Annotated in this window: 28 protein-coding genes and 1 pseudogene; 14 read left to right on the top strand and 15 right to left on the bottom strand. The window is 70.0% G+C overall.

Features of this window, described 5'->3' with window-relative positions; translation table 11 throughout:
• Positions 1-166: 166 nt before the first annotated feature.
• Positions 167-1,003 (top strand): alpha/beta hydrolase, encoded by an 837-nt coding sequence (locus AB0F98_RS12895; protein ID WP_357733323.1) that lies wholly within the window; start codon positions 167-169, stop codon positions 1,001-1,003.
• A gap of 63 nt (positions 1,004-1,066) precedes the next feature.
• Here the strand turns inward: AB0F98_RS12895 and AB0F98_RS12890 are convergent, their stop codons facing one another.
• A complete protein-coding gene (locus tag AB0F98_RS12890; protein WP_357733320.1) occupies positions 1,067-1,780 on the bottom strand; it encodes a hypothetical protein in 714 nt (237 codons plus the stop codon).
• Positions 1,781-1,916: 136 nt separating this feature from the next.
• Between AB0F98_RS12890 and AB0F98_RS12885 the strand changes: the two genes are divergently transcribed.
• A complete protein-coding gene (locus AB0F98_RS12885) occupies positions 1,917-2,309 on the top strand; it encodes a nuclear transport factor 2 family protein (protein ID WP_357733317.1) in 393 nt (130 codons plus the stop codon).
• Positions 2,310-2,326: 17 nt separating this feature from the next.
• On the opposite strand, the gene AB0F98_RS12880 is transcribed toward AB0F98_RS12885, so the two are convergent.
• The 6 genes and pseudogenes from AB0F98_RS12880 to AB0F98_RS12855 form a co-directional block, all read right to left on the bottom strand.
• A complete protein-coding gene (locus AB0F98_RS12880; RefSeq protein WP_357733584.1) occupies positions 2,327-2,719 on the bottom strand; it encodes a hypothetical protein in 393 nt (130 codons plus the stop codon).
• Positions 2,720-2,799: 80 nt separating this feature from the next.
• A pseudogene (locus AB0F98_RS12875) lies at positions 2,800-3,222 on the bottom strand (sigma-70 family RNA polymerase sigma factor); the annotation flags it as partial.
• Between the two features lie 14 nt (positions 3,223-3,236).
• Positions 3,237-4,439, bottom strand: coding sequence for an FAD-dependent oxidoreductase (locus tag AB0F98_RS12870; RefSeq protein ID WP_357733314.1), 1,203 nt, complete (start codon positions 4,437-4,439; stop codon positions 3,237-3,239).
• A 175-nt stretch (positions 4,440-4,614) separates the two neighbouring features.
• Positions 4,615-5,328 (bottom strand): cation transporter, encoded by a 714-nt coding sequence (locus AB0F98_RS12865; protein WP_357733311.1) that lies wholly within the window; start codon positions 5,326-5,328, stop codon positions 4,615-4,617.
• Positions 5,328-5,672: a metalloregulator ArsR/SmtB family transcription factor gene (locus tag AB0F98_RS12860; RefSeq protein WP_357733308.1), complete on the bottom strand. Its 345-nt coding sequence runs from the start codon at positions 5,670-5,672 to the stop codon at positions 5,328-5,330. Before AB0F98_RS12860 ends, AB0F98_RS12865 begins: the two co-directional genes overlap by 1 nt.
• A 101-nt stretch (positions 5,673-5,773) precedes the next feature.
• Positions 5,774-6,115: a metalloregulator ArsR/SmtB family transcription factor gene (locus tag AB0F98_RS12855; protein WP_139337945.1), complete on the bottom strand. Its 342-nt coding sequence runs from the start codon at positions 6,113-6,115 to the stop codon at positions 5,774-5,776.
• Between the two features lie 343 nt (positions 6,116-6,458).
• Between AB0F98_RS12855 and AB0F98_RS12850 the strand changes: the two genes are divergently transcribed.
• The 3 genes from AB0F98_RS12850 to AB0F98_RS12840 all read left to right on the top strand — a co-directional run bounded on the left by AB0F98_RS12850 (position 6,459) and on the right by AB0F98_RS12840 (position 7,999).
• A complete protein-coding gene (locus AB0F98_RS12850; RefSeq protein ID WP_357733305.1) occupies positions 6,459-6,821 on the top strand; it encodes a DUF2089 domain-containing protein in 363 nt (120 codons plus the stop codon).
• A complete protein-coding gene (locus AB0F98_RS12845; RefSeq protein ID WP_357733302.1) occupies positions 6,818-7,525 on the top strand; it encodes a hypothetical protein in 708 nt (235 codons plus the stop codon). The genes AB0F98_RS12850 and AB0F98_RS12845 overlap by 4 nt, the downstream gene beginning before the upstream one ends.
• A 108-nt stretch (positions 7,526-7,633) precedes the next feature.
• A complete protein-coding gene (locus AB0F98_RS12840) occupies positions 7,634-7,999 on the top strand; it encodes a DNA polymerase ligase N-terminal domain-containing protein (protein WP_357733300.1) in 366 nt (121 codons plus the stop codon).
• A 42-nt stretch (positions 8,000-8,041) separates the two neighbouring features.
• On the opposite strand, the gene AB0F98_RS12835 is transcribed toward AB0F98_RS12840, so the two are convergent.
• Complete coding sequence (locus AB0F98_RS12835) at positions 8,042-8,518, bottom strand: heme-degrading domain-containing protein (RefSeq protein ID WP_357733297.1); 477 nt, start codon at positions 8,516-8,518, stop codon at positions 8,042-8,044.
• A gap of 172 nt (positions 8,519-8,690) precedes the next feature.
• Here AB0F98_RS12835 and AB0F98_RS12830 point away from each other — a divergent pair, with 172 nt between their 5' ends.
• Entirely contained in the window at positions 8,691-9,350 is a 660-nt protein-coding gene (locus tag AB0F98_RS12830; protein WP_357733294.1) for an MBL fold metallo-hydrolase, read from the top strand.
• Between the two features lie 88 nt (positions 9,351-9,438).
• On the opposite strand, the gene AB0F98_RS12825 is transcribed toward AB0F98_RS12830, so the two are convergent.
• Complete coding sequence (locus AB0F98_RS12825) at positions 9,439-12,633, bottom strand: S8 family serine peptidase (RefSeq protein WP_357733291.1); 3,195 nt, start codon at positions 12,631-12,633, stop codon at positions 9,439-9,441.
• 220 nt (positions 12,634-12,853) lie between these two features.
• Here AB0F98_RS12825 and AB0F98_RS12820 point away from each other — a divergent pair, with 220 nt between their 5' ends.
• A complete protein-coding gene (locus AB0F98_RS12820) occupies positions 12,854-13,354 on the top strand; it encodes a sigma-70 family RNA polymerase sigma factor (RefSeq protein ID WP_357733288.1) in 501 nt (166 codons plus the stop codon).
• Positions 13,347-14,090 carry a hypothetical protein gene (locus AB0F98_RS12815; protein ID WP_357733285.1) on the top strand — a complete coding sequence of 248 codons (744 nt, stop codon included), beginning with the start codon at positions 13,347-13,349 and terminating at the stop codon, positions 14,088-14,090. The genes AB0F98_RS12820 and AB0F98_RS12815 overlap by 8 nt, the downstream gene beginning before the upstream one ends.
• Before the next feature lie 207 nt (positions 14,091-14,297).
• Here the strand turns inward: AB0F98_RS12815 and AB0F98_RS12810 are convergent, their stop codons facing one another.
• Complete coding sequence (locus AB0F98_RS12810; RefSeq protein WP_357733282.1) at positions 14,298-14,579, bottom strand: hypothetical protein; 282 nt, start codon at positions 14,577-14,579, stop codon at positions 14,298-14,300.
• Positions 14,580-14,648: 69 nt separating this feature from the next.
• Between AB0F98_RS12810 and AB0F98_RS12805 the strand changes: the two genes are divergently transcribed.
• Positions 14,649-15,077, top strand: a complete 429-nt coding sequence (locus tag AB0F98_RS12805; protein WP_357733279.1) for a MerR family transcriptional regulator — start codon at positions 14,649-14,651, stop codon at positions 15,075-15,077.
• Positions 15,078-15,723: 646 nt separating this feature from the next.
• Positions 15,724-16,641 carry a CHRD domain-containing protein gene (locus tag AB0F98_RS12800; RefSeq protein ID WP_357733276.1) on the top strand — a complete coding sequence of 306 codons (918 nt, stop codon included), beginning with the start codon at positions 15,724-15,726 and terminating at the stop codon, positions 16,639-16,641.
• A 307-nt stretch (positions 16,642-16,948) separates the two neighbouring features.
• Here the strand turns inward: AB0F98_RS12800 and AB0F98_RS12795 are convergent, their stop codons facing one another.
• From AB0F98_RS12795 to AB0F98_RS12785, 3 genes are all read right to left on the bottom strand, one after another.
• A complete protein-coding gene (locus tag AB0F98_RS12795) occupies positions 16,949-17,599 on the bottom strand; it encodes an alpha/beta hydrolase (protein WP_357733273.1) in 651 nt (216 codons plus the stop codon).
• A gap of 107 nt (positions 17,600-17,706) precedes the next feature.
• A complete protein-coding gene (locus tag AB0F98_RS12790) occupies positions 17,707-18,681 on the bottom strand; it encodes an aldo/keto reductase (RefSeq protein WP_357733567.1) in 975 nt (324 codons plus the stop codon).
• 156 nt (positions 18,682-18,837) lie between these two features.
• Positions 18,838-19,713, bottom strand: a complete 876-nt coding sequence (locus AB0F98_RS12785; protein ID WP_357733270.1) for an alpha/beta hydrolase — start codon at positions 19,711-19,713, stop codon at positions 18,838-18,840.
• A gap of 45 nt (positions 19,714-19,758) precedes the next feature.
• Here AB0F98_RS12785 and AB0F98_RS12780 point away from each other — a divergent pair, with 45 nt between their 5' ends.
• Positions 19,759-20,094, top strand: a complete 336-nt coding sequence (locus AB0F98_RS12780) for a hypothetical protein (RefSeq protein ID WP_357733268.1) — start codon at positions 19,759-19,761, stop codon at positions 20,092-20,094.
• Here the strand turns inward: AB0F98_RS12780 and tnpA are convergent.
• Positions 20,091-20,507 (bottom strand): IS200/IS605 family transposase, encoded by a 417-nt coding sequence (tnpA, locus tag AB0F98_RS12775; RefSeq protein ID WP_357733265.1) that lies wholly within the window; start codon positions 20,505-20,507, stop codon positions 20,091-20,093. The two genes, AB0F98_RS12780 and tnpA, sit on opposite strands and share 4 nt — an antisense overlap.
• A gap of 16 nt (positions 20,508-20,523) precedes the next feature.
• Between tnpA and AB0F98_RS12770 the strand changes: the two genes are divergently transcribed.
• Both AB0F98_RS12770 and AB0F98_RS12765 read left to right on the top strand, forming a co-directional pair.
• Positions 20,524-21,765: a transposase gene (locus AB0F98_RS12770; RefSeq protein WP_357733262.1), complete on the top strand. Its 1,242-nt coding sequence runs from the start codon at positions 20,524-20,526 to the stop codon at positions 21,763-21,765.
• Positions 21,766-21,942: 177 nt separating this feature from the next.
• Complete coding sequence (locus tag AB0F98_RS12765; RefSeq protein ID WP_357733259.1) at positions 21,943-22,476, top strand: helix-turn-helix domain-containing protein; 534 nt, start codon at positions 21,943-21,945, stop codon at positions 22,474-22,476.
• Positions 22,477-22,602: 126 nt separating this feature from the next.
• Here the strand turns inward: AB0F98_RS12765 and AB0F98_RS12760 are convergent, their stop codons facing one another.
• Positions 22,603-23,076: an SRPBCC family protein gene (locus tag AB0F98_RS12760; protein WP_357733256.1), complete on the bottom strand. Its 474-nt coding sequence runs from the start codon at positions 23,074-23,076 to the stop codon at positions 22,603-22,605.
• 200 nt (positions 23,077-23,276) lie between these two features.
• Here AB0F98_RS12760 and AB0F98_RS12755 point away from each other — a divergent pair, with 200 nt between their 5' ends.
• Positions 23,277-26,642, top strand: coding sequence for a S8 family serine peptidase (locus AB0F98_RS12755; RefSeq protein ID WP_357733253.1), 3,366 nt, complete (start codon positions 23,277-23,279; stop codon positions 26,640-26,642).
• Positions 26,643-26,659: the final 17 nt, after the last annotated feature.

Genomic DNA, 26,659 nt, shown 5'->3' with positions numbered 1-26,659 from the left:
GTTAAGAATCGGGGCTACGGACGCGCTGCTCAGGCGGAGGCGTACCGCCCGTGACGCTCCGGCCACCGATCCGGGGACGGCTGACCCGACCGGATTCACGTTGACAAGGCTGGCTAATCGTATTAGCTTTTAGCTAACCGAGTTAGCCAGCCCTCTGGAGGGTCCCATGACCGAGTACCTGACCGTCGACTCCGGCACCCTCGCCTACGAGGTGACCGGCGCCTCCGGGCCGCTCGTCGTACTCGCCCACGGCATGGGCGACAGCCGCGAGGCGTACCGGTTCGTCACGCCACGCCTGGTGGCCGCCGGCTACCGGGTCGTCGCAGTCGACCTGCGCGGCTGCGGCGAGTCGAGCGCCCAGTGGCCCTCGTACAGCCGCACCGACATCGCCGGCGACCTGCTCGCGGTGATCCGGCACCTCGGTGGCCCGGCCGTGCTGGTCGGCCACTCCATCTCCGGCGGAGCCGCCACCATCGCGGCCGCCCAGGCACCCGACCTGATCACCGGCATCGTCGAACTGGGTCCGTTCACCCGCAAGCAGTCGATCAAGCTGAGTGACCTGCGGGTCGGCCGCTACCGCAACGGCATGCTCCGGCTGCTCGGCGCCGGCCTACTGGGCAGCGCGTCGCTCTGGCGCAGCTACCTCGACATCGCCTACCCCGGGAAGAAGCCGGTCGACTGGACCGACCGGACGGCGCGGATCGACGCCATGATGCGGGAGCCCGGTCGGATGAAGGCGATGCAGAAGATGGGCCAGTCGACGCCCGCCGACGCCGGGGCGCAACTGGGCAACGTACGCTGCCCGGTGCTGATCGTCGAGGGCTCGCTCGACCCGGACTGGGCCGACCCGCGAGCCGAGGGTGAGGCGATCGTGGCGGCGCTGCCGGCCGGACTGGGCCGGCTGGAAATGATCGAGGGCGCGGGTCACTACCCGCACGCCCAGTACCCCGACGAGGTGACGTCCCTGCTGCTCACCTTCCTGCAGGCGAACACCCGGGTCTAGGGCCGATCGGGCCGCAGTCGTCGCGGCCGGCGCCGCCCCAACGCCTCGTCCGTCGTGGTGTCCTCAGACGAGCAGACGCTCCCGCAACGTCGCGCCCAGGTTGAACCGGCCCACCGTCCGCGGGCCGGTCGGATCGTGCACGTCGAGGGTGTTGTTGCGGCGCATGAGCTCACGAACCGCGGGCGGCAGCCGGGGTGGGTCGTCCATCGCCGCGAGAACCTGGCCGGCGCTCGTGATCAGCCGATCGACCAGGGTGGTCGCGTCGGTGTCCACCCGCACCCGGCCGTACTCCCAGCCGGCGGTGGTCAGGTCGAGCACCTCGAACACGCGGGTGACGAGCGGGTTCGGGTCGGTCAGCCGGTCGAGCCGGGACGCCCGGCCGCCGACCACCGTGACGGCGGCCGCGACCTGGGCGTACGGGTGGAAGCCAGACGGCAGCGCGAACAGCGGCCACCGGAGTGCCTGGCCGGCCTCCTTCCACAGCGGCCGGTAGTTCCGGCGGTGCACCAGGAGCCGGCGGCCCGTCCGTCGGTGAATCTCGTGGGCCTGGGCCTGTAGATCCGCGTGGGCTTCATCGGCGACCTGGCTGACGATCCGGACGGCCACCACCAACCCGTCGTCGCCGTCCAGCATTCCGGTGACCGCCTCGACCTGCTCCGGAAACCGGACCTGCGCGCGGGCACCGTACCGGTACTGGACGTCGCGTAGCAGCGCCTGCTGCCGCTCCGGATCGAGTTGGACCCGCCCGCCGCCCAGCAACCGCCGGAGCCAACGCATTTCGCCTCGTTTCAGCAGAACCATGCCGGACCGCGGCAATGCTAGTGCGTCCGGCCTCCCTTGTGTCCCGCGGCGTCGCCTGACGCGGATCTCGGATTCCCGCCGCGTGCCGCCGGCCGGATGGCAGGGTGGATCCGTGGACAGGAAGCGCGTCGACGGTTGGATCGCCGCCTACGAGCAGGCGTGGCGAACGCCGGGCACCGACCCGCTGGTCACCCTCTTCACCGAAGATGCGAGCTACCGGCAAGGGCCGTACTGGACGCCCGTCGTCGGCCTGCCGGCCATCGCCCGGATGTGGGAAGAGCAGCGAAAAGGCCCCGACGAGGTGTTCCAGATGACCAGCGAGATCGTCGCGGTCGAGGGCGACACCGCGGTGGCACGCCTCGAGGTCCGCTACGGCGACCCGGTCGACCAGGAGTACCGGGACCTGTGGATCATGCGATTCGCCGAGGATGGACGTTGCCGATCGTTCGAGGAGTGGCCGTTCTGGCCGGGACAACAGCCGGCGAACCCTCCCGACGGACCATGACCCGGTCGTTGCGGCGCTCATTGCAGGGTGAGCGGGGTCTCGGACTCGAGGCGGGACAGCTTCTCCGGGTTACGGACGTAGTAGACGCCGGTGACCAGGGCGTCCTCGATCCGCAGTGCCGCGACGCCGTCGATCTCCCCGTCGACACGGAACAGTAGTGCCGGGCTGCCGTTGATCACGATCGGTTCGGTGGTGAGCGTGCCGCCGACCTTCCGCATGCTACCGAGGAACAAGCGGATCGCCTTCTCGGGACCGACGACCGGCAGCAGCGCGGCCTGTTTGACGCCGCCGCCGTCGCTGAGCACGACCACGTCGGGCGCGAGCACGTCGAGCAGGCCCCGCAGGTCGCTGGTCTCGACCGCGTGCTGGAACGCCTGCAGTGCCGCCCGGCTCTCGCTCGGGGAGACCACCTTGCGGGGCGGCGGGCCTCGACGTGCCGCCGGGCGCGGTGCGCAATCTGGCGTACGGCCGCCGGGCTCTTGTCGACGGCCGCCGCGATCTCGTCGTAGCTGACCTCGAACGCCTCGCGCAGCACGAAGACGGCGCGCTCGGTCGGCGAGAGCGTCTCGAGGACGAGCATCATGGCCATCGACAGGCTCTCGGCCAGTTCGACATTCTCGGCCGTGTCCGGTGCCGTGAGCAGTGGCTCGGGCAGCCACGGGCCGACGTACGCCTCCTTGCGCCGCTGCATCGCGCGCAGGCGGTTGAGCGACTGGCGGGTGGTGATCCGGATCAGGTAGGCACGTGGATCGCGTACCTGATCCGGATCGACCTTCACCCACCGCAGCCAGGTCTCCTGGAGCACGTCCTCCGTGTCGGCCGCCGATCCGAGGATCTCGTAGGCGACGGTGAAGAGCAGGTTTCGGTGGGCTACGAAGGTTTCCGTCGCCGGGTCACCGGCGTGGTCGCTCATCTCGGGACCTCTCTTCAGGCCGGCCGGCTGGTGGCCGTCGGCGCCTCGCCGGCCTTGGCGCGCCGCAACTCCTGGCGCTGGCGGTCCTTGAACCACAGATTGAACGAGCCGGGTCTACGCGCCTCCTGCCTCAGCTGCCAGACGGTGCTCTTGCACACGGCCTCCTTCATCATCGCGATGGGCCGGCCGCCCTGGAAGTACACCCCGGTCGCGGTGTCGTTCTTCCTGGCGTACTGGATGATCCCGGCGTGCCGCCCCAGGCTTATGCACTCGCCGAAGAAGCCGACGTCGAAGGCGGCGGGCGGCTCGCCGGCGAGCTGGCTCAGCACCGTCTCGGCGGCCTGCGGGCCCAGCTGCACCGCGGACTGGCAGCTCATCCGCACCGGCAGGTTCGACGGTGCCGCCGAGTCCCCGGCCGCGACGACACGGTGGTCGTCCACGCTCATGAGCGTCTCGTCGGTGAGCAGACGCCCCAAGGCATCGGTGCTCAGTCCGCTGCGGGCGGCCAGGTCCGGCACGCCGAATCCGGCGGTCCAGATGGTCACGTTGCTGGGCAACTCGCGGCCGTCGGCGAGCTGGACCGCATCACCTGTCACGCCGGTCACCACCGCGCCTGACCCCTCGATCACGGTCACGCCGAGCTTGGCGAGCCGCCCGGCCACCGAGCGCCGGGCACGCGGATGCAGGTACGGCCCGAGCACCTCCCCGCACACGAGGGTCACCTTCCGGCCCAGCTCCGCCAGCTCGGAAGCGGTTTCCAGGCCGGTCGGCCCGGCTCCCACCACCGTCACCGCGGCCGATGCCGGCGCGGCGCCGACGACCGGCCGCAGCCGCGCCGCGTCCTCCAGGGTGGCGATCGGGTAGGCGTGCTCCGCCGCGCCGGGCACGCTCGGGTCGGCGCTGCCGCTGCCCACTGCGTAGATCAGGTAGTCGTAGTCGAGGGTGCCGCCGCTCGCCAGGGTGACGCGACGCCCGGTCGCGTCGATCCGCGTCGCGGTGTCGACCACCAGCCCGACGCCGGAGGCCAGAATCTCCTGGTAGTCCACGACCGCGTCGTCCGACCCGCCGACGAATTGGTGCAGGCGGATCCGCTCGACGAAGGCCGGGCGCGGGTTGATCAGGGTCACCGCCACGTCGTCGCGCCGGGTCAGGCGGTTGGCCGCCATCACGCCCGCGTACCCGCCGCCGACCACGATGACATTCGTGTTCTCGACCATGGCCTCTCCTTTTTCAAGGTGTGGCCTTAAGACACCGGGCGTACCGCTGTTTGTGACATCGGTGAGCCAGATCACTGACCGAGTGGATCCATGAGCACGCCGGCGAGCGGGCTCGACCGGGGAGGGCCCGTCCGCCGACCGATCCTGGGTATCCGCCGAGCCGCCCTTCGCTGCGCTAGCCGGCGCTGCGGCAGGAGCAGCCGGCCTGACATCCGCAGGAGTCGGTCCCGGTGGTGCTGCCGGTGCGGGCCGGGGCGCAGCAGGCGTCGCCGCGCCAGGCTTCCCGGCCTTCCTTGACGGCTGCGGCCGCGATCACCAGCGCCGCCACCGGGTCGGCCCAGGACCAGCCGAACAGGCTGTTCAAGCCCAGACCCACGAGCAGCACCGCGGACAGGTAGGTGCACAGCAGCGTCTGTTTCGAGTCGGCGACCGCGGAGCGGGAGCCGAGCTCGCGGCCGGCCCGCCGTTGGGCGTAGGACAGTGCGGGCATGATCAGCAGCGAGAGCGCCGCGAGGACGAGGCCGACGCTGGAGTGTCGCGGGTCGGCGTCTCCGACCAGTGCCCGTACCGATTCGACGCTCACGTAGGCGGCGAGGGCGAAGAACGACACCGCGATGACGCGTAGCGCGGTCTTCTCGCGTGCCTCCGGGTCGCGGCTGGCGAACTGCCATGCCACCGCGGCGGCCGACGACACCTCGATCACGGAGTCGAGCCCGAACCCGACGAGCGCCGTGGAGGAGGCGAGGGTACCGGCGGTGATCGCGACGGCGGCCTCGATCACGTTGTAGGTGATGGTTGCGGCCACGAGCAGTCGGATTCGCCGTGCCAGCACGGCCTGCCGGGCGGGGGGCGAGCCGAGCACGGGTAGCTGGCGTGACGGGGAGGCCATCAGCAGCAGCCCTTGCTGCCGGTGTCGGGGCAAGCTGCCGGATCGACGGCCAGCACGAGACCCAGAAGGTCGCCCAGGGCGTGGGTGAGGCGAGGATCGGCGAGCTCGTATCGGGTGCGCCGGCCTTCCGGGGCGGCCACGACGAGTCCGCAGCCGCGTAGGCAGGCGAGATGGTTGGACAGGTTCTGTCGTGTGGTGCCGAGCAGGTCGGCGAGTTCCGCCGGATAGCCGGGCGCTTCCCTGAGGGCGAGGAGCAGGCGTGCGCGGATCGGGTCGGACAGGGCATGGCCGAACCGGGCGAGCACCTGCCCGTGCGTCAACGTCTCCACCGCCTGATAGTACATTGCGCGATGTACTAACCCGGACGCGCATCAGGTGCGGGTCGATCGTCGGCGTGCCGTTCGCGGCTCCCGCCGCCGCGGCGGGGCGATTTCGGCGGTGCCGCTCAGCGGGCCCGCTTCGTCGCCCGTTTGCGGGGCGGCGTCAGCAGGTCGGCAATCTGCGCGATCGCGGACGGAACCAGGCGGTAGTACGCCCAGACGCCACGCTTCTCGCGCTCGAGCAGGCCGGCCTCGGTGAGGATCCGGAGGTGGTGACTCACCGTCGGCTGGGAGAGTCCGAGCGGCGCGGTGAGGTCACTCACCGAGGCTTCACCCTCCGGATTGGACTGGATGAGGCTGAGCAGCCGCAGTCGGGCCGGATCGGCGAATGCCTTGAGCACTCCGGCGAGGCGTTCGGCATCGGCGCGTTTGATCGGTTCCCCGGCAAGCGGCGACATCGCAGGCATGGCGGTTTTCGCAGGTACCACGCCCTCCATCGTTACACCGACATCATCGACAGGTCGGCGGAACCGGGACCAGTACCCCGATGGCGGTCGCGGAACCGGCCGTGACGGCCGGGATGCGGCCTCGGTCGGCGTTTCCCGCGGGGGCGCTTGTCGGCGTACCGCCCAGCGCTGGGATCGCGCATGGGCCGGGGCCGTCACCGCCACGTCCGGTAGCGACCAGCGCTGGCCGGATCTTCGGATATTCCAAGATCAAATTAAGAAAATCAAGATGCCGACGTTGACTCCTTAAGAAAGTCAAAGTACAACTGACGCGTAGGCGTCACCGAGGTTGAGGGAGCCGAGAGTGGACTGGCAGGAGCTGACGGACCTGACGCGCGGGCAGCGGTTCGTGGTCGAGCGGGTCCGCCTCGCCGGCAGCGGCGTCGTGGTCGAGGGTCAGTTCGAGCCGCCGCAGCTGGCCCAGCTCGGCGTCGACGACCAGGTGTTCGTTGCCGCGTTCGTACGGTCGCACGGTTCGATCAAGGAGATGGAACGGATCTTCGGGGTGAGCTACCCGACGATCAAGTCCCGGTTGAACCGCATCGCCGAGCACCTCGATTTCGTCGACACCGATCCGGCACCCACCGGCGCCGACGTCGTCGACCGCCTGCGACGGGGGGAGATCAGCGTCGAGGATGCGCTGGCCGAGCTGGAGAAGTCCCGGTGATCCCGCAGTTGGTGACGGTACGCCATCGCCGTCCCGACGGCCGCTGGCGGCGGCTGTACGTCCCCGTCCTGCCGGTAGTGCTGGTGCTCTCGCCGCTGCTGCTGCTCGTCGTGCTGGGCGGACTGGTCGCCTGCCTGGTCTTCCGGGTCAGCCTGGTGGGCGCGCTGCGTGGCGCCGGGCATCTGTTGTGGGCGCTACCCGGCGCCCGGTTCGAGATCGAGGACGGCCGGACGGCCGTGCTGGTGAGCGTGAGTCGGAGGGGAGAAGCGACGATGAATGAGCAGCGCCGCCAGGTCCTGGAGATGCTGGCCGAGGGCAAGATCACCGCAGGCGAGGCCGAGCGGCTGATCGACGCCCTCGAACGGGAACAGCCCGCGTCGCCGCCGGGAACCACGCCCCGCCCGAAACCCCGCCCCAGGTACCTGCGCGTGGTGATGAACGCGGAGGACCACACCGGCGGCGACGGGCCGAGCCGGGTCAACGTCCGGGTGCCACTGCAACTGCTGCGCGCCGGGGTCCGGCTCACCAGCCTCGTCCCTCCGCATGCACTCGCCCGGGTGAACGTGAAGCTGCACGAGTCGGGAGTGCCGATCGACCTCACCCAGCTCAAGCCGGAGCACATCGAGGACCTCATCGAACATCTCGACGACCTCACCGTCGACCTCGACGACCCCGGCGCCAAGGTGCAGGTGTTCTGCGAGTGACACCGCCACGGAGCCGGGATCAGGGCGACTACCTGCGGCGGTGCCGCGCTTAGCGGCCCGTCACCCGGCGTGCGCATCGACGGGCGGTAGAGCGGACGGGCGTCGATAATGGCGAGAGTGACGCTCGCCTTCGTCCTGCACCACCACCGCAAACCACGACCGCACTTCGACCTGCGGCTCGAGGAGAATGGTGTGCTGCGCTCCTGGGCGGTACCTCGGGGGCTGCCGGACGATCCCAGCGACAACCGGCTCGCGATCGCCGTGCCCGACCACCACCTTGATCACCTCACCTACGAGGACGCCGACAAGTCGATAGCCGACATCGGCACGTGGGAGGAGCACGACCGTACCGAGCGTCGGATGCTGTTCACCCTGCACGGCCGCACCGGCCCCCGGCGATACGCGCTCATCCGCACCGGCGAGGGATGGCTGCTCCACCTGACGAAAGAGCAACCATCGGCCGAGCGTGGCTAGCAGGTGACGCCACCGCTGCGACGGCGGCCGCACGGAAAGCGTTCAGACGGCGGTCTCCTTCCCGGCGCGCTCGGCGTCGAGGAACAGTTCGAGGGCCTCCACGACCAGGCGGTGGTCGTCGAGTTGAGGTAGGCCCGAGACGGTGACGGTGCCGACCGGGCCAGTGCCCCGCAGGATGATCGGGAAGCAGCCGCCGTGCGCGGCGTAGCGGGCCGGCTCGAGGTGGGCCTGCTCCTCGAAGGTGGTGCCGCGGTCACGGTAGCTCTGGCCCACGAAGTAGGAGCTGTGGCCGAACCGGCGCACCACGCGGATCTTGCGCTCGATCCAGTCATCGTTGTCGGCGGAGGTGCCGGGCAGCGCACAATGGAAGAGCTGGTGGTCGCCGAGGCGGATGTCGACCGTGACGCCGTGACCCCGTTCCCTGGCCATCTCGACCAGGCGCGTCCCCAGGGCCCACGCGTCGTCGTTGTCGAAACGGTCGAACTGGAGGCGTTCCTCCTGCTCCTGAAGCTCTCGCATCACGGTGTACGGCTCCCTTCCTCGTTCGTCAGAGCGATCTAAACAGAGCAGGCGGCGGTCAGGCGCCTGGGTGTGCCTCGGGCAACAGGTCTTGCTCCGGATCGTGGAGGCCGGGCGGGCGGTGCGCCGGCCGCGATGGCATGAGCGCGAGCCGGTCGGGTAGCCCCCGGGCATGCGCGTCGCCAAGTACCTGCACTCGTGTCTGCTCGTCGACACCGGCACCACCAGGCTTCTCGTCGATCCGGGTCGCTTCACCTTCGTCGAAGGTCGCGTCACGCCCGACGACTTCGGTGACCTGGACGCCATCGCGGTGACCCACCACCATCCCGACCACGCCGACCCCGAAGCCCTGACCGCGCTCACGCGACGCACCGGCGCACCGCTGCTCGGCAACCAGCAGAGCGCCGACCACCTTCGGGAGCACGGTCTCACCGTCACCGTGCTCGAACCGGGGCAGCACCGGATCGGTGCCATGAGCATCGAGGTGATCTCCGCCGACCACGAGCCCGTGCTGGCCGACGAGACGCCCGCCAACACGGCGTACCTCGTTGACGGGATTCTCCTGCACTGCGGCGACTCCCTGCACCCGGTCCTGTTCAACCACCGGGGCGTCGACCTGCTCGCCGTGCCCGTCATGGGCCCGTACCTCACCGAACGGCTCGTCGCCGGTTTCATCGCCCAGCTCCAGCCCAAAGGCGTCCTACCGCTGCACGACGGCTACGCCAGGGACTTCTTCATCACCCAGCGCTACGACACCTATCGCCCGTACGTCGAGCAGCTCGGGATCACCTGGCACAACCTGAGCGAGCCCGGCGACACGGCAACGCTCTGACCGTTGCCCTGAACGCGCGGGTACGCGTGAGTGGCGGCCCCGAGCCGGGGCGGCAGCGGGTCGCTGCCGCCCCGGACCGGGTCGTGGTTCAGGCGATCCGGTAGGCCCGCTGGATCGTCTGCGTCACCGTGTTGCCGGCGGTGTCGGTGGCCGTCAGGCGCAGCGACACGAAGCCGGGCCGCCGCGGGTGGACGATGAGGGCGACGTCCCGGACGACCGGCAACGGGACCCACGTCTTCCCGTCGTCGAACGAGGCGGAGACGCCGAGCGACCGGTTCGGCGCGGCGGCCGAATCGGTCTGCCGGTCCAACGCCACCGGAATGCTCATCGCCCTGCCCGCCCGTGCCGTGTTGGTGTCGTCGAGCTTGGGCGTCGGCCGTGCCGTCGTCAGGGGCAGTCGCTCGGGCTTCGACGTGTGGGCCGAGGCGAAGGTCCACGCCACCGAGACCGACGTCGACAGCCTGTCCGGTGCGCCGCGCGTGACAGTGGCCTCCAGCCGGTAGGTGGCCTTCTCGGCGGGTACCGCGAAGTCCGCCCACGGACCCTCGGCGGTGGCGATCTCCTTACCGTTGCGCAGCAACCGCAGGTGGACCGGCAGGTCGTCGCGGCTGGCCGGACGGCCGTCCGCGTCACCGAAGAGCGGCGGCGCGGCCACCGAGATGGTGTCGCCGTCGCGGCCCGCGTACCCCAGTGGTGACCAGGTCGGGGCCCCGGCCACCGTGGGGCCGAACGGTGCGGCGTTCCAGGTCTGGGTGTACGTCCGGCCCGCCTGGAAGGTGGACTCCTGCGTGGTGAGGTTGTCGCCCTCCACGAGGGTGGACGTCCACACGATCCCACCGTCGGTGTTGTAGTACTCGGTGCCGTGGAACGGCAGGTCGATCGACGTGCTCGAACCGACCGGGCCGGGGCCGCCGGGGGACGCCGCGCGGCGCTGACGTACCGCGGTCGCCGTGGCGGACTGGCTGCGGTAGGTCGCCTTGACGGTGGCCAGGTTCTTCGGCGACAGCTTCCGGGTCAGCCCGGTGAACATGTCTCCCTTGAGCACGTACGCGAGGTCGTACGTGTAGGGGCTGTTCCGGAAGGTGCCGTCCTCGCCGGGCCGGGCGAGCCCGACGCCCAACGTCACGGCGAACTCGGGGGCCGCGGCGGCCGGTCCGATCCGGCCGAAGAACACCTCCGCGAACGACGCACCGTCGAGTTGGACGCCCGGGTAGCGCAAGCCGTCGTTCCAGTTGGCGCTCACGTGGATGGCGAGCGGCGCGGCGTCCCGCTGGGGCACGGTCAGCGAGACCGGCCGTGCCGTGCGGGCGTCGACGGCCTCGGTGATCGGGCCGCGTACGTCCAGGACCGGCTGAACGAGCAGGGTCGACACGTCCCCCTCGTGGATGGTGCTGTAGAGCGCGTAGCGGCCCTTGGGCAGCCGCATGGTGCCCCCGCCCGGTTGCCCGTCGAGGGTGGTGAACTCGCCGGTCGTCAGGCTCGCCGCCACGGTCCGGTACTCGGTGGCCGGTCGGCCGTCGCGGCCGGTGTGGTCGAGCCGCACGTCGTAGCTCTCGACCTCCCGGTTGAGCGCGAAGGGCGTGCGTACCCGCAGGTCCCCGGCGCCGGTCGCGGTCAGCGCACCCTGGTAGACGCCGTCGGCGGCCTCCACCCGGGTGTCCACGGTGATCGTCGCCTCTGCCCGGCCGCCGGCCGGAACCACGAGGGTGGTCGGGCTGACCGTGACCATGCCGGTCGGGGTCGGGCCGACGGTCAGCGACAGGGTGATCGGCGCGGTGCTCGTGTTGCGGTAACCGACGACCTGGGTGATCAGCGTGTCGTCGGCGTGCGGCCAGCGCTGGACCGGGAAGTCGATCGCGCCGAGGTCGGCGGCGATCGGCTGGGCGACGGCGCGGCCGATGTCCACCCGGCCCGCGCCCTGTTCGTAGAGGCTGTTCTCACCGGCGGGCTTGGCCGAGTCCATCAGCGCGGCCTTCAGCTGCTGCCCGGACCAGTCCGGGTGCTGCCCGGCGAGGATCGCCGCCGCGCCGGCCACGTGGGGGGTGGCCATCGAGGTGCCCGACATCGGGACGTAGCCGCCACCGGGAGCCGCCGCCACGATGTCGACACCGGGTGCGCTGATCTCCGGCTTGATGTGGTTGTCGCCGACGCGGGGACCCTTGGCGGAGAAGTAGGCCCGCTGGTCGTCGGCGTCGACCGCGGCGACGGCGAGGGCGTCGTCGGCGGAGGCCGGCGTCGAGACCGACTTCGGCTTGCCTTCGTTGCCGGCGGCGACCACGAAGAGCGTGCCGTACCGGTGGCTCAGCTCCTGGACCGCGGTCTCGAGTGGGTCGAGCGCCGGGGTGTCGGTGTCGCCGAGGCTCAGGCTGATCACCCGGGCCTGCGGTGCGGCCCACTGCATGCCGGCGATGATGTCCGAGTCCTGGCACTCGTTGGTGGCGCAGACCTTGCCGACGAGCAGCTTCGCGCCCGGCGCCACACCGCGGTACCGGCCGTCGGAGGCGGCGCCGCTGCCGACGATGGTCGACGCCACGTGGGTGCCGTGACCGACCGCGTCCGCGGGGTCGTCGCCACCGGTGAAGTCCCGGACAGCGGCGAGGCGCCCGGCGAAGTCGGGGTGGTCGGCATCGATCCCGGTGTCCAGCACACCGACGGTGACGCCGCTGCCGTCGAAGCCGGCCTGCCAGGCCGCCGGGGCGCCGATCTGCGGCACGCTGCGGTCCAGCGTGACCTTGCGCTTGCCGTCGAGCCAGACATGGCTGACCCCGGCGGCGAGCGTACGTGCGGACGGCGTACCGCGGGTGAGTGACGACCAGAGCTCCACCCGGTCGGCCAGGCCCGCCCGCACGGCCAGCGCCCGGGCGGCGGGCAGGTCGGCCCGCACCCGTGCCGAACCGCCGACGGCCGCGGACCGCGCCTGCGCGGCCAGGTTCTCCGGGTACGCGACCAGCAACGGCAGTTCGGGCGTGCGGTCGTCGTAGCCGAACTGCCCGAGCACGGTGAGGTCGAACAGTCGCGGGTCGAGCCGCCCGTCGTGCAGCAGAGGTACCGCGTCGACCGGGATGACGTACTGGTGGCCCCCCTCCCGGCTGCTCACGAACCGCATTCCGGTCCGCCCTGGTCCACGCTGGATCTCCGGGTTGCCGTCCGCGTCCAGCGACACGCGGTCTCCCGTGATCAACGTGAAGGTGCCGCCTGGTCCGGAGACCGGCGTCGCCGGCTCCTCCTGCGCGCTCGCTGGGGAAGCCGACAGGCCGGCCGCGGCCAGCACGGTCGCGAGCACTGCGGCTGTCAGAGCGCGTCGTTGCCGTCGTCGCACATCGTCCTCTCCGCCACGGGCCTCTCCCGGGGTCGGCACGATGACGCCTGATCCGCTCGCCGGGTTGATCATGCGGGATGTGACGGGCGCCACAATATCGGACCGCGCCGGTGGGACCGGTCGTTCCATGCGAGTTGCATGCGGCGGTGACCAGCGGACGAGGCTTCGAGGGGGCAACGGTCGGATGCGCGACGCCGAGGAGTTCGACGCCCTCTACGCGGCCTGTGCGGGTCGGATCGTGGGCCACGTCTACCTGCTGACCGGCAACCTCAACGAGGCGGAGGACGCTGCCGCCGAGGCCTTCATGCGGGCCTGGCAGCGCTGGCAGACGGTGCGGGAGGCGGACAGCCCGGAGGCGTGGGTGCGCCGGGTCGCCTCCCGAATCGCGGTGAGCAGCTGGCGCAAGGCGCTCAACCGGATGCGCGCACACCACCGGGCCGTCGTCGAACAGAGCGTCCCCGGCCTCAGCGAGGATCACGTCGCCCTGTTGCAGGCGCTGCGGCGGCTGAGCGCCGACGAACGCCGAGCCGTCGTGCTGTACCACCTGAACGATCTCAGTGTCGCCGAGGTGGCAGCCGAGATGCAGCGGCCCACCGGCACCGTCAAGTCGTACCTTGCTCGCGGCCGGAGAGCGATGGCCGGGATGCTGACCGAGGAGCACCAGGAGGGGGCGTCCCATGGCTGACCCGCGCGACGACCTCACGGCCATCGCCGACGGGATCCGTCGGGTCACGACGCTGCCCTCGGCGCAGACGGTGCGCCGCCGCAGTGACCAGCGCCGCCGTCGTCGGACGGCAGTCACCGGCGCCGGGCTCGCCGTGTTGGCCCTGCTCGCCGGGGCAACGGTGCTGCAGGCGCGGAGCCACCTCGGGCTGCCGGACCGTGGTGTCGTGGCCCCGGCGGGCGAGGTGCCGCCGTCGGTCGCCCCGTCCGCGACCGCGCCGGCGGGCCCGCAGGAGGTCCTCGCCGGCCGGCGGCAGGTCGCGATCGTGGTCCCCGGTATGAACGGGGCGGTGTTGGCGGTCGACCGGGACGGCGACCAGGTGCGGGCCAGCGCCGAGCACGGCATCGACGATCGGGCGCTGTGGGTCCTGCGGCCCGAGGGCGACCGATTCCGGATCATGCTGGCCGGTCCGGGGGGCGCCGGCCAGGTCTGCATGACGGTCGTGCACGACGCCGCACCGGGCAGTGTCCGGGACCGGGTGTGCGATCCGAGTGCGCAGACCCAGCTGTTCAAGATCGAGCAGTTGGCCGACGGCAGCTACTCGATCTTCCAGGGGCGCCGGTACGTCCAGGTGGTCGACGGCACGAACGCTCTGGTGCCCGACCTGCCGGAGGCGCTCACCACCACGTACGAGTTCGAGGACCGCGGTCCCGTGGTCGACGAGCGCTCGGGCGCGGGAGACAACCCCACCGGATGAGCAGAGCGTGAACACGCCGTGCAGCGGTCGGCCCGTACGTGGCGATCGGCCGCCGGTGAAGCCGTGATCGCACAGAGCCAGGCCGGTCGACGAACCCGGTCGCTGGCGTTGTGCCGGTCGATGCGAGGTCAGCGGGTAGCGGCGGCCAGGAGAACATAGGGACGGCGAGCATCAGCCGGTCGGTGGCGGCACGCCGGCTCTGCTCGCTCAACCACGCCTCGGCCTGCTCCACGCCGATGGGGCCACTGCGACGACGGCGTCAGCGTGTCTGGCGAGCAGCGGCTGCGATGCGGCGTCGGCGAATATCGCGGCGTGAACCTCGATCTCGACATCGTGGAAGCCGGCGTCGACCACCGTCGCGCCGCGCTGCAGCCGTAGCAGTTGGTAGCTGCGTGCACGTAGCGTGGCGGCGTCGGGCGTGGTCTCGGCGGCGTCGAGTACCTGGATGAGCCTTTCGGCGTCCGTGCGGGCGGTGTGCGTGTCGGGCATGTGCCCCACGGTGCGACTGCAGGTGGACCTGAAGTCAACACTGGTCCAGTCCAGGCGAACCTGAAGTCGGTGAGTTGGTCGATGGAGTACTCGATCGGGGAACTGGCGGCCCGCTTCGGTCTGGCCACGCACGTGTTGCGGCACTGGGAGGACGTGGGATTGCTGTCGCCGGCGCGGCGGGTGAGCGGCCGGCGGATGTACGGCGCGGCGCAGGTGACCCGGGTGGCGGAGATCCTGCTGGGCAAGGAGGCGGGTTTCAGCCTGGAGCAGCTGCGCGAGCTGTTCGTGGCTCCGGACCGGAAACAGCGTCGCGACCTCTTGCACGGCCAGTTGGCCCAGGTGCGGGAGCGCATCGCCCGGCTCACGCCGTCGCAGACGCTGCTGGAGCACGCGCTGCACTGCCGACACCCGGATTACCAGTCGTGCCTGCACTTCCAGGCCATGGTGCTCGCGCAGCTCGACGGGGTAGACACGGCCGAGGCTCTCGACCACACGTGATCCCACAGCCCGCCATCAGTCCGGTAGTGCTCGGCCAAGTCGTTCCAACAGGTCCAGCGCTCCGGCCCGAACCGCCGGCTCAGGATCAGCCGCCAAGTGCTGCAGTGTCGCCCGATAACGGTCTCTGTCCTCGGCGGCGGCGTAGGGCAGCTCGAACAGGCGAGCATCCATGCACCGGGCAATGATGCGTGCCGGCCGCTGAGGTACGCCCAGTGCTGGGGGCGGTGGCCGAGAACGGTTCGACGCGAGACGGGGTCTCGCTACTCGAGGGCGTTGTGCGCTCGTCTACGACGAAGACTTCCCAGTCCTTCCGAGCAGGCGGTGAGGGTACCGATTGGTAACCCGGTGAAGGGGCCGCGCGGTCTGATGGGAGGCGGCCTCGCCGAACCGCGCGGGTCGCCGCAGAGCGCCCAGTGCGGTGCACCGCGCTCGAAGATCCCTGACAGGCAGATCAGTGAACGGAACCCACCTTTGCCGCGAAGGTGGAACAATTTCACAAAGGGTGCCAATCGAACCGAGTGCTGGACGGTCGCGACGATCCTGTCCACCGGCGCGCGGCACCTTTGCGTTGCCTGAGTCCGACCATGGGTGGTTCGTCCGCCACTGATTCCGGACTCAGCCCCCACCAAGGAAGGGACCAGTACTTATGGGACGGACCAGACTCTGGACGGTGGCGATGGCGGCCAGCGCGGCGGTGGCGGCAAGCGCCATCGGCACCACCGCCCTGGCTGACGGCCGGGACGACTCGGGCGACAAACGCGACTCGCACGACTCGCGGGACTGGGGTGACTCGCGGGACGACAAGGAGGTGAACGTCCGCGCCAAGCTCAGCGGCTTCGAGGAGGACCCGAAACCGATCTCGACGCCCGGCTCCGGCCGGTTCGAGGCCAAGATCGACGAACGGGACAAGGAGATCAGGTTCAAGCTGAGCTACGAGGACCTGAAGGATGTCCAGCAGGCGCACATCCACTTCGGAGGAAGACACCAGAGCGGCGGCATCGCTGTCTTCCTGTGTTCGAACCTGAAGGACGCGAAGGGCGGCCATTCGGCGGATGTCCAGTCCTGCCCACAGGCCCCGGCCAAGATCGAGGGCACCATCAAGCCCGACGACGTGGTGGGCCCCGCCGACCAGGGCATCCAGCCCGGCGAGTTTGACGAGCTCGTCGACGCGATCGAAGCGGGTGTCACGTATGTCAACGTGCACACCAAGCAGTTCCCGGACGGCGAGATCCGCGGCCAGATCAAGACCGACGACAAGAACAAGGACGACGAGGACCGGGCCCGCGACAAGGACGACGACCACGGGCGCACCTCGTGGAGCGGCGACGAGGACCGGGACTGGAACGAGTTCAAGAAGGCGTGGGACGACCACGAGGACCGGGACCGGGACAAGGGCCACGAGGACAAGGGCCACGAGGACAAGGGCCACGAGGACAAGAGCCACGAGGACAAGGGCCACGACGACAAGGACGACAAGGACAAGGGCCACGACGACAAGGACGACAAGGACAAGGGCCACGACGACAAGGACGACAAGGACAAGGGCCACGACCGCGACAAGTGAGCCCGTGGCCTCACGACAGCGGAACGCCTGACCGCCACAAGGGGTCAGGCGTTCCCCGTGCACGGCAGCAGCACCGGAAGGACCCGCCGGTGTTGACGAACCACGTCCCGCTGAGTGCTCGGCGATGTTCTTCACCTTCGGGCTCCGCACCAAGGTCAGCCGGTCCAGCATGGCGCGCCAGGTCTGTCACATCCTGCGGCAACCAGACCGCAGGTGATCAACCATCGGTCCAGCCGGCGTCACCCTGCACGCCGATCTCGCGGCCGACGCCGATCGTCTTTGAGAACGCACACGACTCGGCGCGACCTCAGATAGCCCAACCCACACGACACTTTTTCAGTCGTCGGCGGCACCAGAGTCGAAGAAGCTTTTGAGATCCGGGGGTTGCGTCGCCGGTGGCGACCTTGGCGTCGCCGAAGGGATGGCGAAGGATCTCGTTAATCGTCCCGTCGTAGCGCCGCACGGTGACGGGAACGCCCGCGGCGGCTAGGCGCTGACCGTATTCCTCCCTCTCGTCTCGCAGGGTGTCGTACTCGGCGGTGATGATGAAGGCCGGTGGGAGTCCGCTCAGGTCCGGCTCCACGAGCGGAGACACCAGCGGGTCGAGCTTGTCGTCCTCGGTGGTGATGTAGTGGTCCATGAACCACTCCTGCGCCTCACGGGTGAGGTTGCCGTACTTTCCGGCGAACTCGGTGATCGAGTAGTTCGTGCGCCGGAAGTCGAGGTCTGGATACACGAGCAACTGGAATCCGATCTGCGGCTGCCTCGCGGCACGTGCCTTCAGCGTGACCACCGCAGCGAGGTTGCCGCCGGTGCTGTCGCCCGTAACGGCGAGCCGCGCCGGGTCGACGCCGAGCGACCGGATGGCGGACAAGGCCCGAGCGCTTGACATTGCCCGTCTGACACGCATGCGCGACAGCCTCAGGCACGCCTCTACCTGTACCCACAGGCCGCTCATCGAGTGTCCCGAATTCAATGCCCGCATCGGGGACGTGAGCGCCGCGGGTTAGGGCGTGCCCCGCCGATCAGGTAGCGGTTGATGGCGGGGCCACCAGCGTCGGGCGCTCAGTTGAAGCCCGCCACCGGGCGCGGCCGGTAGGGGGCTTCGAGTGCCTTGATCTCCTCGTCGGTCAGCGCGATGTCGAGTGCGGCGATGGCGTCGTCGAGGTGGTGCGGCTTGGTCGCGCCGACGATCGGCGCGGTGACGTTACCGGCCACCCAGGCCAGCGCGATCTGAGCCCGGGAAACACCCCGGTTCGTGGCGATCGCCGCGACGGCCTCCACGATCGCGCGGTCGGCGTCCTCGTAGCCGCTGTACAACGTGCGGCCGAACTCGTCCGACTCGGTGCGGGCGGTGGTCGCATCCCAGTCGCGGGTCAGTTTGCCGCGGGCGAGGGGACTCCACGGGATCGTCGCAATCCCCTGGTCGGCACAGAATGGCAGCATCTCCCGCTCTTCCTCGCGGTAGAGCAGGTTGTAGTGGTTCTGCATCGACACGAACCTCGTCCAGCCGTTCAGATCAGCCAGGTACAGGGCCTTGGCGAACTGCCACGCGTGCATCGAGGACGCGCCGATGTAGCGCACCTTGCCCGCCTTGACCAGATCGTGCAAGGCCTCGAGCGTCTCCTCGAGCGGCGTCGCGTAGTCGAAGCGGTGGATCTGGTAGAGGTCGACATAGTCGGTGCCCAGCCGCCGCAGGCTGTTGTCGATCTCGGTGTTGATCGCCTTGCGGGACAGGCCGGCACCGTTCGGGCCGGGACGCATCCGACCGTGCACCTTGGTGGCGATGACGACATCCTCGCGGCGGGCGAAGTCCTTCAGCGCTCGGCCGAGGATCTCCTCGCTGCTGCCGTCCGAGTACACGTTCGCGGTGTCGAAGAAGTTGATGCCGGCGTCGAGGGCCTGCCGGATGAACGGACGGGACTGATCCTCGGGTAGCGACCACGCATGGTTGCCGCGTCCCGGATCGCCGTAGCTCATCGCTCCCAGGCAGATCCTCGAGATCTCCAGGCCGGTCGAACCTAGCCTTACGTACTGCACGGTGGTACACCTCCAGCGGGCGGCCGGGGCCTGTTGCCCAACCGTCGACACGGTACTCCGCGCGCGGCAGCCATGAGCGTCCGCTGCGCGCCGCACAGGTTCGGGATCGAAAGCCGTTGCGGCCGGCCACCAGCCCGGCCGCGGCGGCGGTGTTCGTCAGCCGCGGGTGAGGACCTCGCGGAGTCGCTTCGCGAACTCCTCGGGCTTGCCCGCGTAACCGAACTCACCACCGAGGAAACCGCCGTGATGGCTCGGGAAGACCGTGACCTCCTGGCCGAGCAGGGCCGCGGTGCCGAAGGCCGTACGCGCCGTGTACGTCTGCGCCGACTCCTCGCCGACAGCGATCACTATTCGCGCCGATGCCGCGGTGAGCAGGCCCGGATCGGGGCGGTAGTCCGTGATCGCCCACGAGTTCTTCGACAACAGCGGGTCGTCGCGAGTGCCGTCGTCGTGCGCCGGCATGCCGAGCATCGCCGGGTCGGGCGCGGGCTGGGCGAAGTAGGCGTCGGTGAACTCGCCCTGCCAGGAGGTCATGGCCATGAACGCGGCCATGCCGGCGCCGAATCCCTTGGACTGGTACGCCTCGTAAAAGGCGGCGCGGGCACGCTCGGCGTTGGCGGCGTCGGGAAGCACGGCGTTGATCGGCGGCTCGTGCGCGACCAGCGTGACGACGTCGCCGGGATGGGTCGCGACCAGTTCGAGCGCGGTCACGGCGCCGCCGCTGCTCGCGAACAGGTCGACCGGACCGGCGCCGAGCGCCTCGATCAGCAGGTGCAGGTCGGCCGCCTGTTGTTGCGGCGTGTGGTCGGACCGGCCGTCCGTGCGCTTGCTGCGGCCCAGGCCACGCGGGTCGTAGGTGACGACGGTGCGGTCCGGGAAGTTCGCGGCGAGCGCGTCGAAGCCCTCCGCCGTCATCGGCTGGCCGATCACGAGCAACGCCGGTTGGCCACCGGCCGACGGGAGCGGTCCGCGCACGTCGTAGACCAGATCGACACCGGGCGCGGCGAGCGTGTGGGTCTGCCTCGTAGTCATGAAGGTGAGATTAGGGCCGAGGTCGGACAGAATCCCGCCTGTGACATGCGCGGGAGTGTCGGCCAGGTCGCCGAGCGTGGTCGTTGGTGTCATGGCCGGCACCTGGTACCGGACTCGCCTGTCCGGTACCGTCGCTATCCGGACTCAGGCTTCACCCACAACAGCGACGGTCGGACGCTCGACCGCGCCGGGTTCGCGGAGATGGTCGCCGGCATCCGTAGCCGGGTCGCCGAGGGCACGGTGACCGTGCTCGACGAGCTGTACGACGGTTCGAACTACGCCGAGCGGCACCGCTACCGGAATGCGGGCCGGTGCTCCGGCCTTCAGGCCGGGGGTGAAGGCCCGCGCTGGGAGGGCCGTGAGGCCCGGGCAGTGCTTTAACCGGGATGGTTCTGTTGCTCGATGTACTGCTTTACGGCGTTCAGCGGTGGACCGCCGACGGAGCCTGCGTAGTACGAGCCTGACCACAGTTTGTTGGTCTGGTAGTAATGGTGTGCGAGGTCGGGGAACTCCTGCCGTAGGCGGCGCGAGGAGACGCCTTTGAGGCTGTTGACCAGCCGGGCCACGGCGACTTTGGGCGGGAAGTTGACCAACAGGTGCACGTGGTTGGCCTCGCCGTTGAACTCGACCAGCTCGGCTTCGAAGTCGGCGCACACGTCCCGCATGATCGCCTCCATTCGGGTCAGGTGCCGGTCGGCGAACACGTTGTGCCGGAACTTCGTGACGAAGACCAAGTGGACGTGCATCGCGAAAACGCAGTGTCTGCCCGTGCGTATCCTTTGAAGTTCAGCCATAGACCAACATGATAACGTGGCGGTCGTGCAGCTCCGTTACAACTACCGGGTCTACCCGGACGCCGCCCAGCGCACCGCGCTGGCGCAGGCGTTCGGGTGCGCGCGGGTGGTGTTCAACGACGGACTGCGCCTGCGCCAGCAGGCACGCGAAGCGGGTGAGAAGTACGTCTCGGACGCCGAGCTGTCCAAGCGGGTCATCACCCTGGCCAAGACGACCCCGGAACGGGCGTGGCTGGGCGAGGTGTCCTCAGTCGTGTTGCAGCAGGCCCTCGCGGATCTGAACACCGCGTACCGCAACTTCTTCGCCTCGGTCACCGGCAAGCGCAAGGGCCGAAAGATCGCCCCGCCCCGGTTCCGGTCGCGCAAGGACAACCGGCAGGCCATCCGCTTCACCAAGAACTCCCGGTTCACGGTCCTCGACAACGGCCGTCTGCGCCTGCCGAAGGTCGGCGACCTGGACGTGCGATGGCCGCGCCAGTTGCCCTCGGACCCGTCATCCGTGGCGATCATCAAGGACGCGGCCGGCAGGTACTTCGCCTCGTTCGTCGTCCAGACCACCGACCAGGCGCTGCCCGAGTCGGACTCGCAGGTCGGCATCGATCTGGGGCTGACGCACTTCGCGGTGCTCTCGGACGGCACGAAGATCACGGCGCCGAAGTTCCTGCGCCGCGCGGCCCGCAAGCTCAATCGGTTGCAGCAGGCCCTCTCCCGCAAGCAGAAAGGCTCGAACAGACGCAAGAAGGCCGTCGTCAAGGTCGCCCGCGCCCACGCCCGGGTGGCCGACACCCGGCGGGACTGGCAGCACAAGCTGTCCACGACGATCGTTCGCGAGAACCAGACGATCTACGTCGAGGACCTGTGCGTTGCCGGTCTCAGCCGGACCCGACTCGCCAAATCGGTGCACGACGCCGGATGGGCCAGCTTCACCGCGATGCTGGAGTACAAGGCGGCACGTTACGGGCGTAGGTTCGGCCGGGTGGACCGGTTCTTCCCGTCCACCCGGATGTGCTCGGCATGTGGCCGCATCAGCGGGAAGATGACGCTCAACGTCCGAGCGTGGGACTGCCGGTGCGGAGCAGCCCACGACCGGGACGTCAACGCCGCCATCAACGTGTTGGCCGCCGGACAGGCGGACAACTCAAACGACCGTGGAGCGCACGTAAGACCGGCATCCGTGCCGGCAGCGCGCAGAGAAGCGGTAACCCACCCGCACGCCGCGCAGTCCACGCGCAGCGTGGAGGGAATCTCCGTCCCATAGGGCGGAGAGGATGTCAACGGATGACCTTGACCGATGGAACGGTGGTCCACCGGGAGATGTACTACTTCGCGACACTGGCCGAGGACGGTCGTTTCCAGCACGTCCACGAAACCGGCTTCGACGTTGACTGAACGGGGATCCGAGCCGCCTCTCCCCGAACCCGGCCCGACAGGCAACGTGCTCAGGCGTGCGGACGCGCTGCGTAACCACGAGCGGGTTGTCGCGGCGGCCCGTGAACTGTTCGCCGAGCGCGGCCTGGACGTCACGGTGCCCGAGGTGGCAGCGCGTGCCGGAGTCGGGCGGGCCACGGTCTACCGCAGCTACCCGACCAAGGAAGAACTGGTGCTGGCAGTCGCGCGGGACGGCTTCCGCTCACTTCAGGCGCGTACGCAGGCCGCCCTTGCCGCCGACGACGCCTACCGCGCGTTGTCCGACTACGTGCCGGACCTGCTCGAACAGCTCGCCCGCGACCGCGGCCTCGCGGCGGTGTTCTTCGAAGGCCGGCTGCTGCCCGCCGCGAAACTCGTCGAGATGATCGGCCAGCTGGTCGAGGCGGCGAAGACATCGGGTGCGGTCCGCGCGGACGCCGGCGTCGTCGACGTTCGCGTCGTGCTGTGTGGCGTGGTCCGCCAACTCATCGTGCTGGACGAACGCGATCCGGCCGTCTGGCGCCGCTACGCGAGCCTCATTCTCGCCGCTCTCCGCCCCTGACCTGCGGCTGCTGGTCGCCGTGGAGGCCGTCGCCCACTGGTTGCCGGCGGGCTCGGCGAGGCTGACGGTGCGCTGGCTCTGTACCGCGACTGGTCAGAAGCTGGGCGAGTGTCCGTGCTGCCGGTGTCAGTGTGGGTCTGATCCGCCGGCGAGGGCGCTCACCAGGTAGGCGTTGCGCGACTCGATCAGCCGATGCAGGTACCGGTGCAGCAGCGCCTCGGTGATCAGCCACCCGAGCACGCCGTACGGGGCGGCGAAGTCGATGACGTCACGCATGATCGTGGTTCCGCTCGCCGCACCCGGGACGAAGGTGTGCTCGTGGCGCCAGCGGCGGAAGGGGCCGGCGACCTGCTCGTCGACGAAGCGGTGCGGGCGGTCGTACGCGCTGATCCGGGACGTCATCCGCCAGCGGACGCCGAAGTGCCGGGCGACCCAGGTGACCGAGTCACCCAGCGACATCCGACCGGACGTGACGCCGCCGGCCACCGCTCGCTCTCCGCCCGACGACATCGAGGCGGTATGTGCATCGACGTCCAGCGACAGGTCGAAGACCTGTTCCAGCGGCGCCGGGACGACGGTGGTGATGTCGATCAGCGGCACGTCCCCAACCTACGCCGCGGCGATCGATCGCCTCACCCAGCCCGCGGTGGACCTGTGACGAGCGGCTTCCTCGGCCTTTGTCGCCCGTCCCGGTCGCGCCCGACGGTCCGGCGGTTGTGACCCGCGTCACTTGGCTTGAACTTTCACCCGCCGTTCACGTCTGGAGCCTCCGGATACCCCCGCATTCCTCTAGGAGAACGATGCGATCAGTTCGCAACATATCGGCGCTGGCACTGGTGGTGCTGGGCGTCTCGGCGGTGGTGCCGGGCGGCACACCTGCGTCCGCACAGCCCCGGGCCGCGAAGCCGACGGCCACCCCGGCGGTGGCGAAGCCGGCGACCGTACCCGCGGTCGCTGCCAAGCCCCGGACGATCACGTTGGTCACCGGCGACACGGTCCACGTCAGCGCCGTGAACGGCCAGACGGCCGTCGACGTCGTGCCGGGCAAGGGACGGGAACGGATCCCGTTCATCACCCACAGCGCGGGCGAGGACGTCAGGGTCATCCCCGCCGACGCCGTCAGCCTGCTCAACCGGGGCAAGCTCGACGAGCGCCTCTTCGACATCTCGACGCTCGTCGAATTCGGCTACGACGACACCCGGGCCACCCTGCCGCTCATCGTCCAGCACGGCAGCGCCGCCCCGACCGGCCTGGCCGGCGCCCGGACCACCCGGGAACTCGCCGGGCTGAGCGCCGTCGCGGAGAGCCGCACGGAGGCGGTCTCCTTCTGGAACGGCATCACGTCCACCACGGGCACCGAGCGGCGCCTGCGGGCCGGGTTCGACAAGATCTGGCTCGACGGGCTGCGCCAGCCCACCCTCGACGTCAGCGTCCCGCTGACCGGGGCGCCGGAGGCCTGGCAGGCGGGCTTCACGGGAGCCGGGGTGAAGGTCGGCGTGGTCGACACCGGCGTCGACCAGACCCACCCCGACCTGGCCGGCCGCGTCGCCGCCGCGGAGAACTTCACCTCCGACCCGGATGCCCTGGACCGGGTCGGCCACGGCACCCACGTCGCCTCCACCATCGCCGGCGGCGGCGAGGCGTCGCAGGGCCGCTTCAAGGGCATGGCACCCGGCGCGACGCTCTACAGCGCCAAGGTCTGCGTCGAGGAGGGTTGCCCGGAGTCGGCGATGTTGGCCGGCATGACCTGGGTGGCGCAGCAGGGCGTCAAGGTCGTCAACATGAGCCTCGGTGGCCCGGACAGCCCGGAGACGGACCCGATCGAGGCGGCCCTGGCCGACCTCACCGACCGCTACGGCGTGCTCTTCGTCGTCGCCGCCGGCAACGACGGCATGGACGGTGAGTCCACGGTGGATTCGCCCGGCAGCGCTGCTGAGGCGCTGACGGTGGGAGCCGTGACCAAGACGGGCGAACTGGCCGAGTTCTCCAGCCGCGGTCCGCGCGCGGGCGACGCCGGTATCAAGCCGGACATCACCGCGCCCGGCGTCGGCATCGTCGCCGCCCGCAGCGCGACGTCCGACCTGTGGCCGTACGAGGAGAACCCGCAGTACACCAGCATGAACGGCACCTCGATGGCGACGCCGCACGTGGCCGGCGCGGCGGCGCTGCTGGCCCAGCAGCACCCGGACTGGACGCCCGAACGGATCAAGTCCACGCTGATGGCGGCCGCGAAGCCGAACCCCGCCATCGGTGTCTACGAGCAGGGCGCGGGCTTCCTCGACGTGGCGCGGGCGACCCGGCAGACCGTCACGGCGAGCCCGGTCAGCGTCGCCTTCGAGCGGACCAGCACCGCACAGCAGCGCACGATCACGTACGCGAACAGCGGCTCCGCCGCCCTCACCCTGGCCGTCTCCGTCGACGCCAAGGACGCCGACGGCGCCCCAGCGCCGGCCGGTCTGTTCGAGCTCAGCGCCTCCTCGGTGACGGTCCCGGCCGGCGGCACGGCCACCGTCACCGTCACCGTTCAGCCCGGCGCCGACCTGCCCGATCGCTACTTCGGCGGCGAGGTGACCGCCAGCGGTGGCGGCGTACAGGTGCAGACCCCGGTCGCGCTCGACATCGCCCGCAGCCAGCTGACCCTCAAGCTGGTGGGGCCGGACGGGGGAGCGCCCACGGCCGAGCAGGGCTGGGTGACCCTCCTGACCGACCTGGACCGGCAGACCACGCTGCAGCTCACCGACCCCGAGATCACCACGTACCGGATCCGGGCGGGCCGCTACCTGGTCCAGACCTACCTGCAGACCAGCGACGCACGCTTCCCGCAGATCACCTCCCTGGTGCGTCCGAGCCTGGACCTGACCCGGGACCAGTCGCTGACCATGGACACCCGCCTGGCGAAGCCGATCGCGGTGTCGGTGCCGAACCCGAAGGCCACCATGGTCTTCCCCGAGGCCGGCTGGACGATCCGGACCGAGCAGCCGCAGATCTGGGGCAGCAACGACCCGTTCGGCGTGCTGATGAACCTCCCCTTCGACCACCTGCGGACCGCGCAGATCGGGGCCGGCAAGACGCCCGGCTTCGTCTCCTACGTCAACGGCATGTGGGGCCAGGTGGCCCAGGACGGCAGCCTGCACAACAGCCCGTACGTCTACCGGGTCTACCTCTACGAGCCGGAGAAGATGATGACCGGGCTGACCCGCAAGCTGCGCGCGGGTGACTTCGCCACGGTCCGCTCTCAGGTCAGTGCGGACGTCGCCGGCGTACCGGTGTCGCGGCTCGCGTTCGCGCACGCACCCGGGAACTCGGCGATCCACCGGTCGGCCGACGGGCGCCAGGGCCCGCTGAGCTTCACGTACGACGTGCCGAGCACCATCACCGAGTACTACAACCAGGACAAGAAGGCGGTGTGGCAGTCGGTCGCGGGACAGCAGGGGTACACGTACTACGAGTCGCCGTGGACCAGCTTCAAGCCCGGGCGTACGTACACGGTGAAGTGGGCCAACGGGGTGGTCGGGCCGGTGTTCCCGGAGCCGAACTTCGGCCAGCAGTACGCCACCCGCTACTGGGGCGACACGATCGGCGGGCCGGGGCCGCTGCACGGCGACGGCGCCGGGCACATGGGCTTCCGGCACGTCGTCGGTGGCAGCGTGCAGGTGGACGTCTACCGCAACGGAGTCAAGATCGGTGACGCGAACCAGGCGCCCTGGACGTGGGACGTGCCCGCCGAGGAGGGCGACTACCGGCTGACCGCGAAGTTCCAGAGCGACCCGGCGTTCACCCTGTCGACGGTCGTCGACGCCGAGTGGACCTTCAAGTCCGGGCACGTGAGCGACGGCGACCTGGTGAAGCTGCCGATGACGGCGATCCGCTACACCCCGGAGCTCGACCTGGACAACCGCGCCCCGGCCGGGCAGCTCTTCGCGATCCCGATCTCGCTCGACCGTCAGGTCGGGGCGGCGCCGGGCCGGACCAAGACCTTGACCGTCGACGCGTCCTTCGACGACGGCAAGACCTGGCGGAAGCTGACCGTGCAGCGCCGCGGCGAGAAGGCGGTCGCCCTGGTGCAGAACCCGACCGACCACGGCTTCGTCTCCCTGCGCGGCGCCGCGACGGACACCAGCGGTAACACGGTCAAGCAGACCATCATCCGCGCCTACCGGTACTGACGATGGGCCCCGGACGC

This window comes from Micromonospora sp. NPDC023737, assembly GCF_040639715.1.
In the GTDB taxonomy this organism is placed as follows: Bacteria; Actinomycetota; Actinomycetes; order Mycobacteriales; family Micromonosporaceae; genus Micromonospora.
The sequence above is the reverse complement of the archived record's forward strand: the minus strand, read 5'-3'. Positions and strand labels throughout refer to the sequence as shown.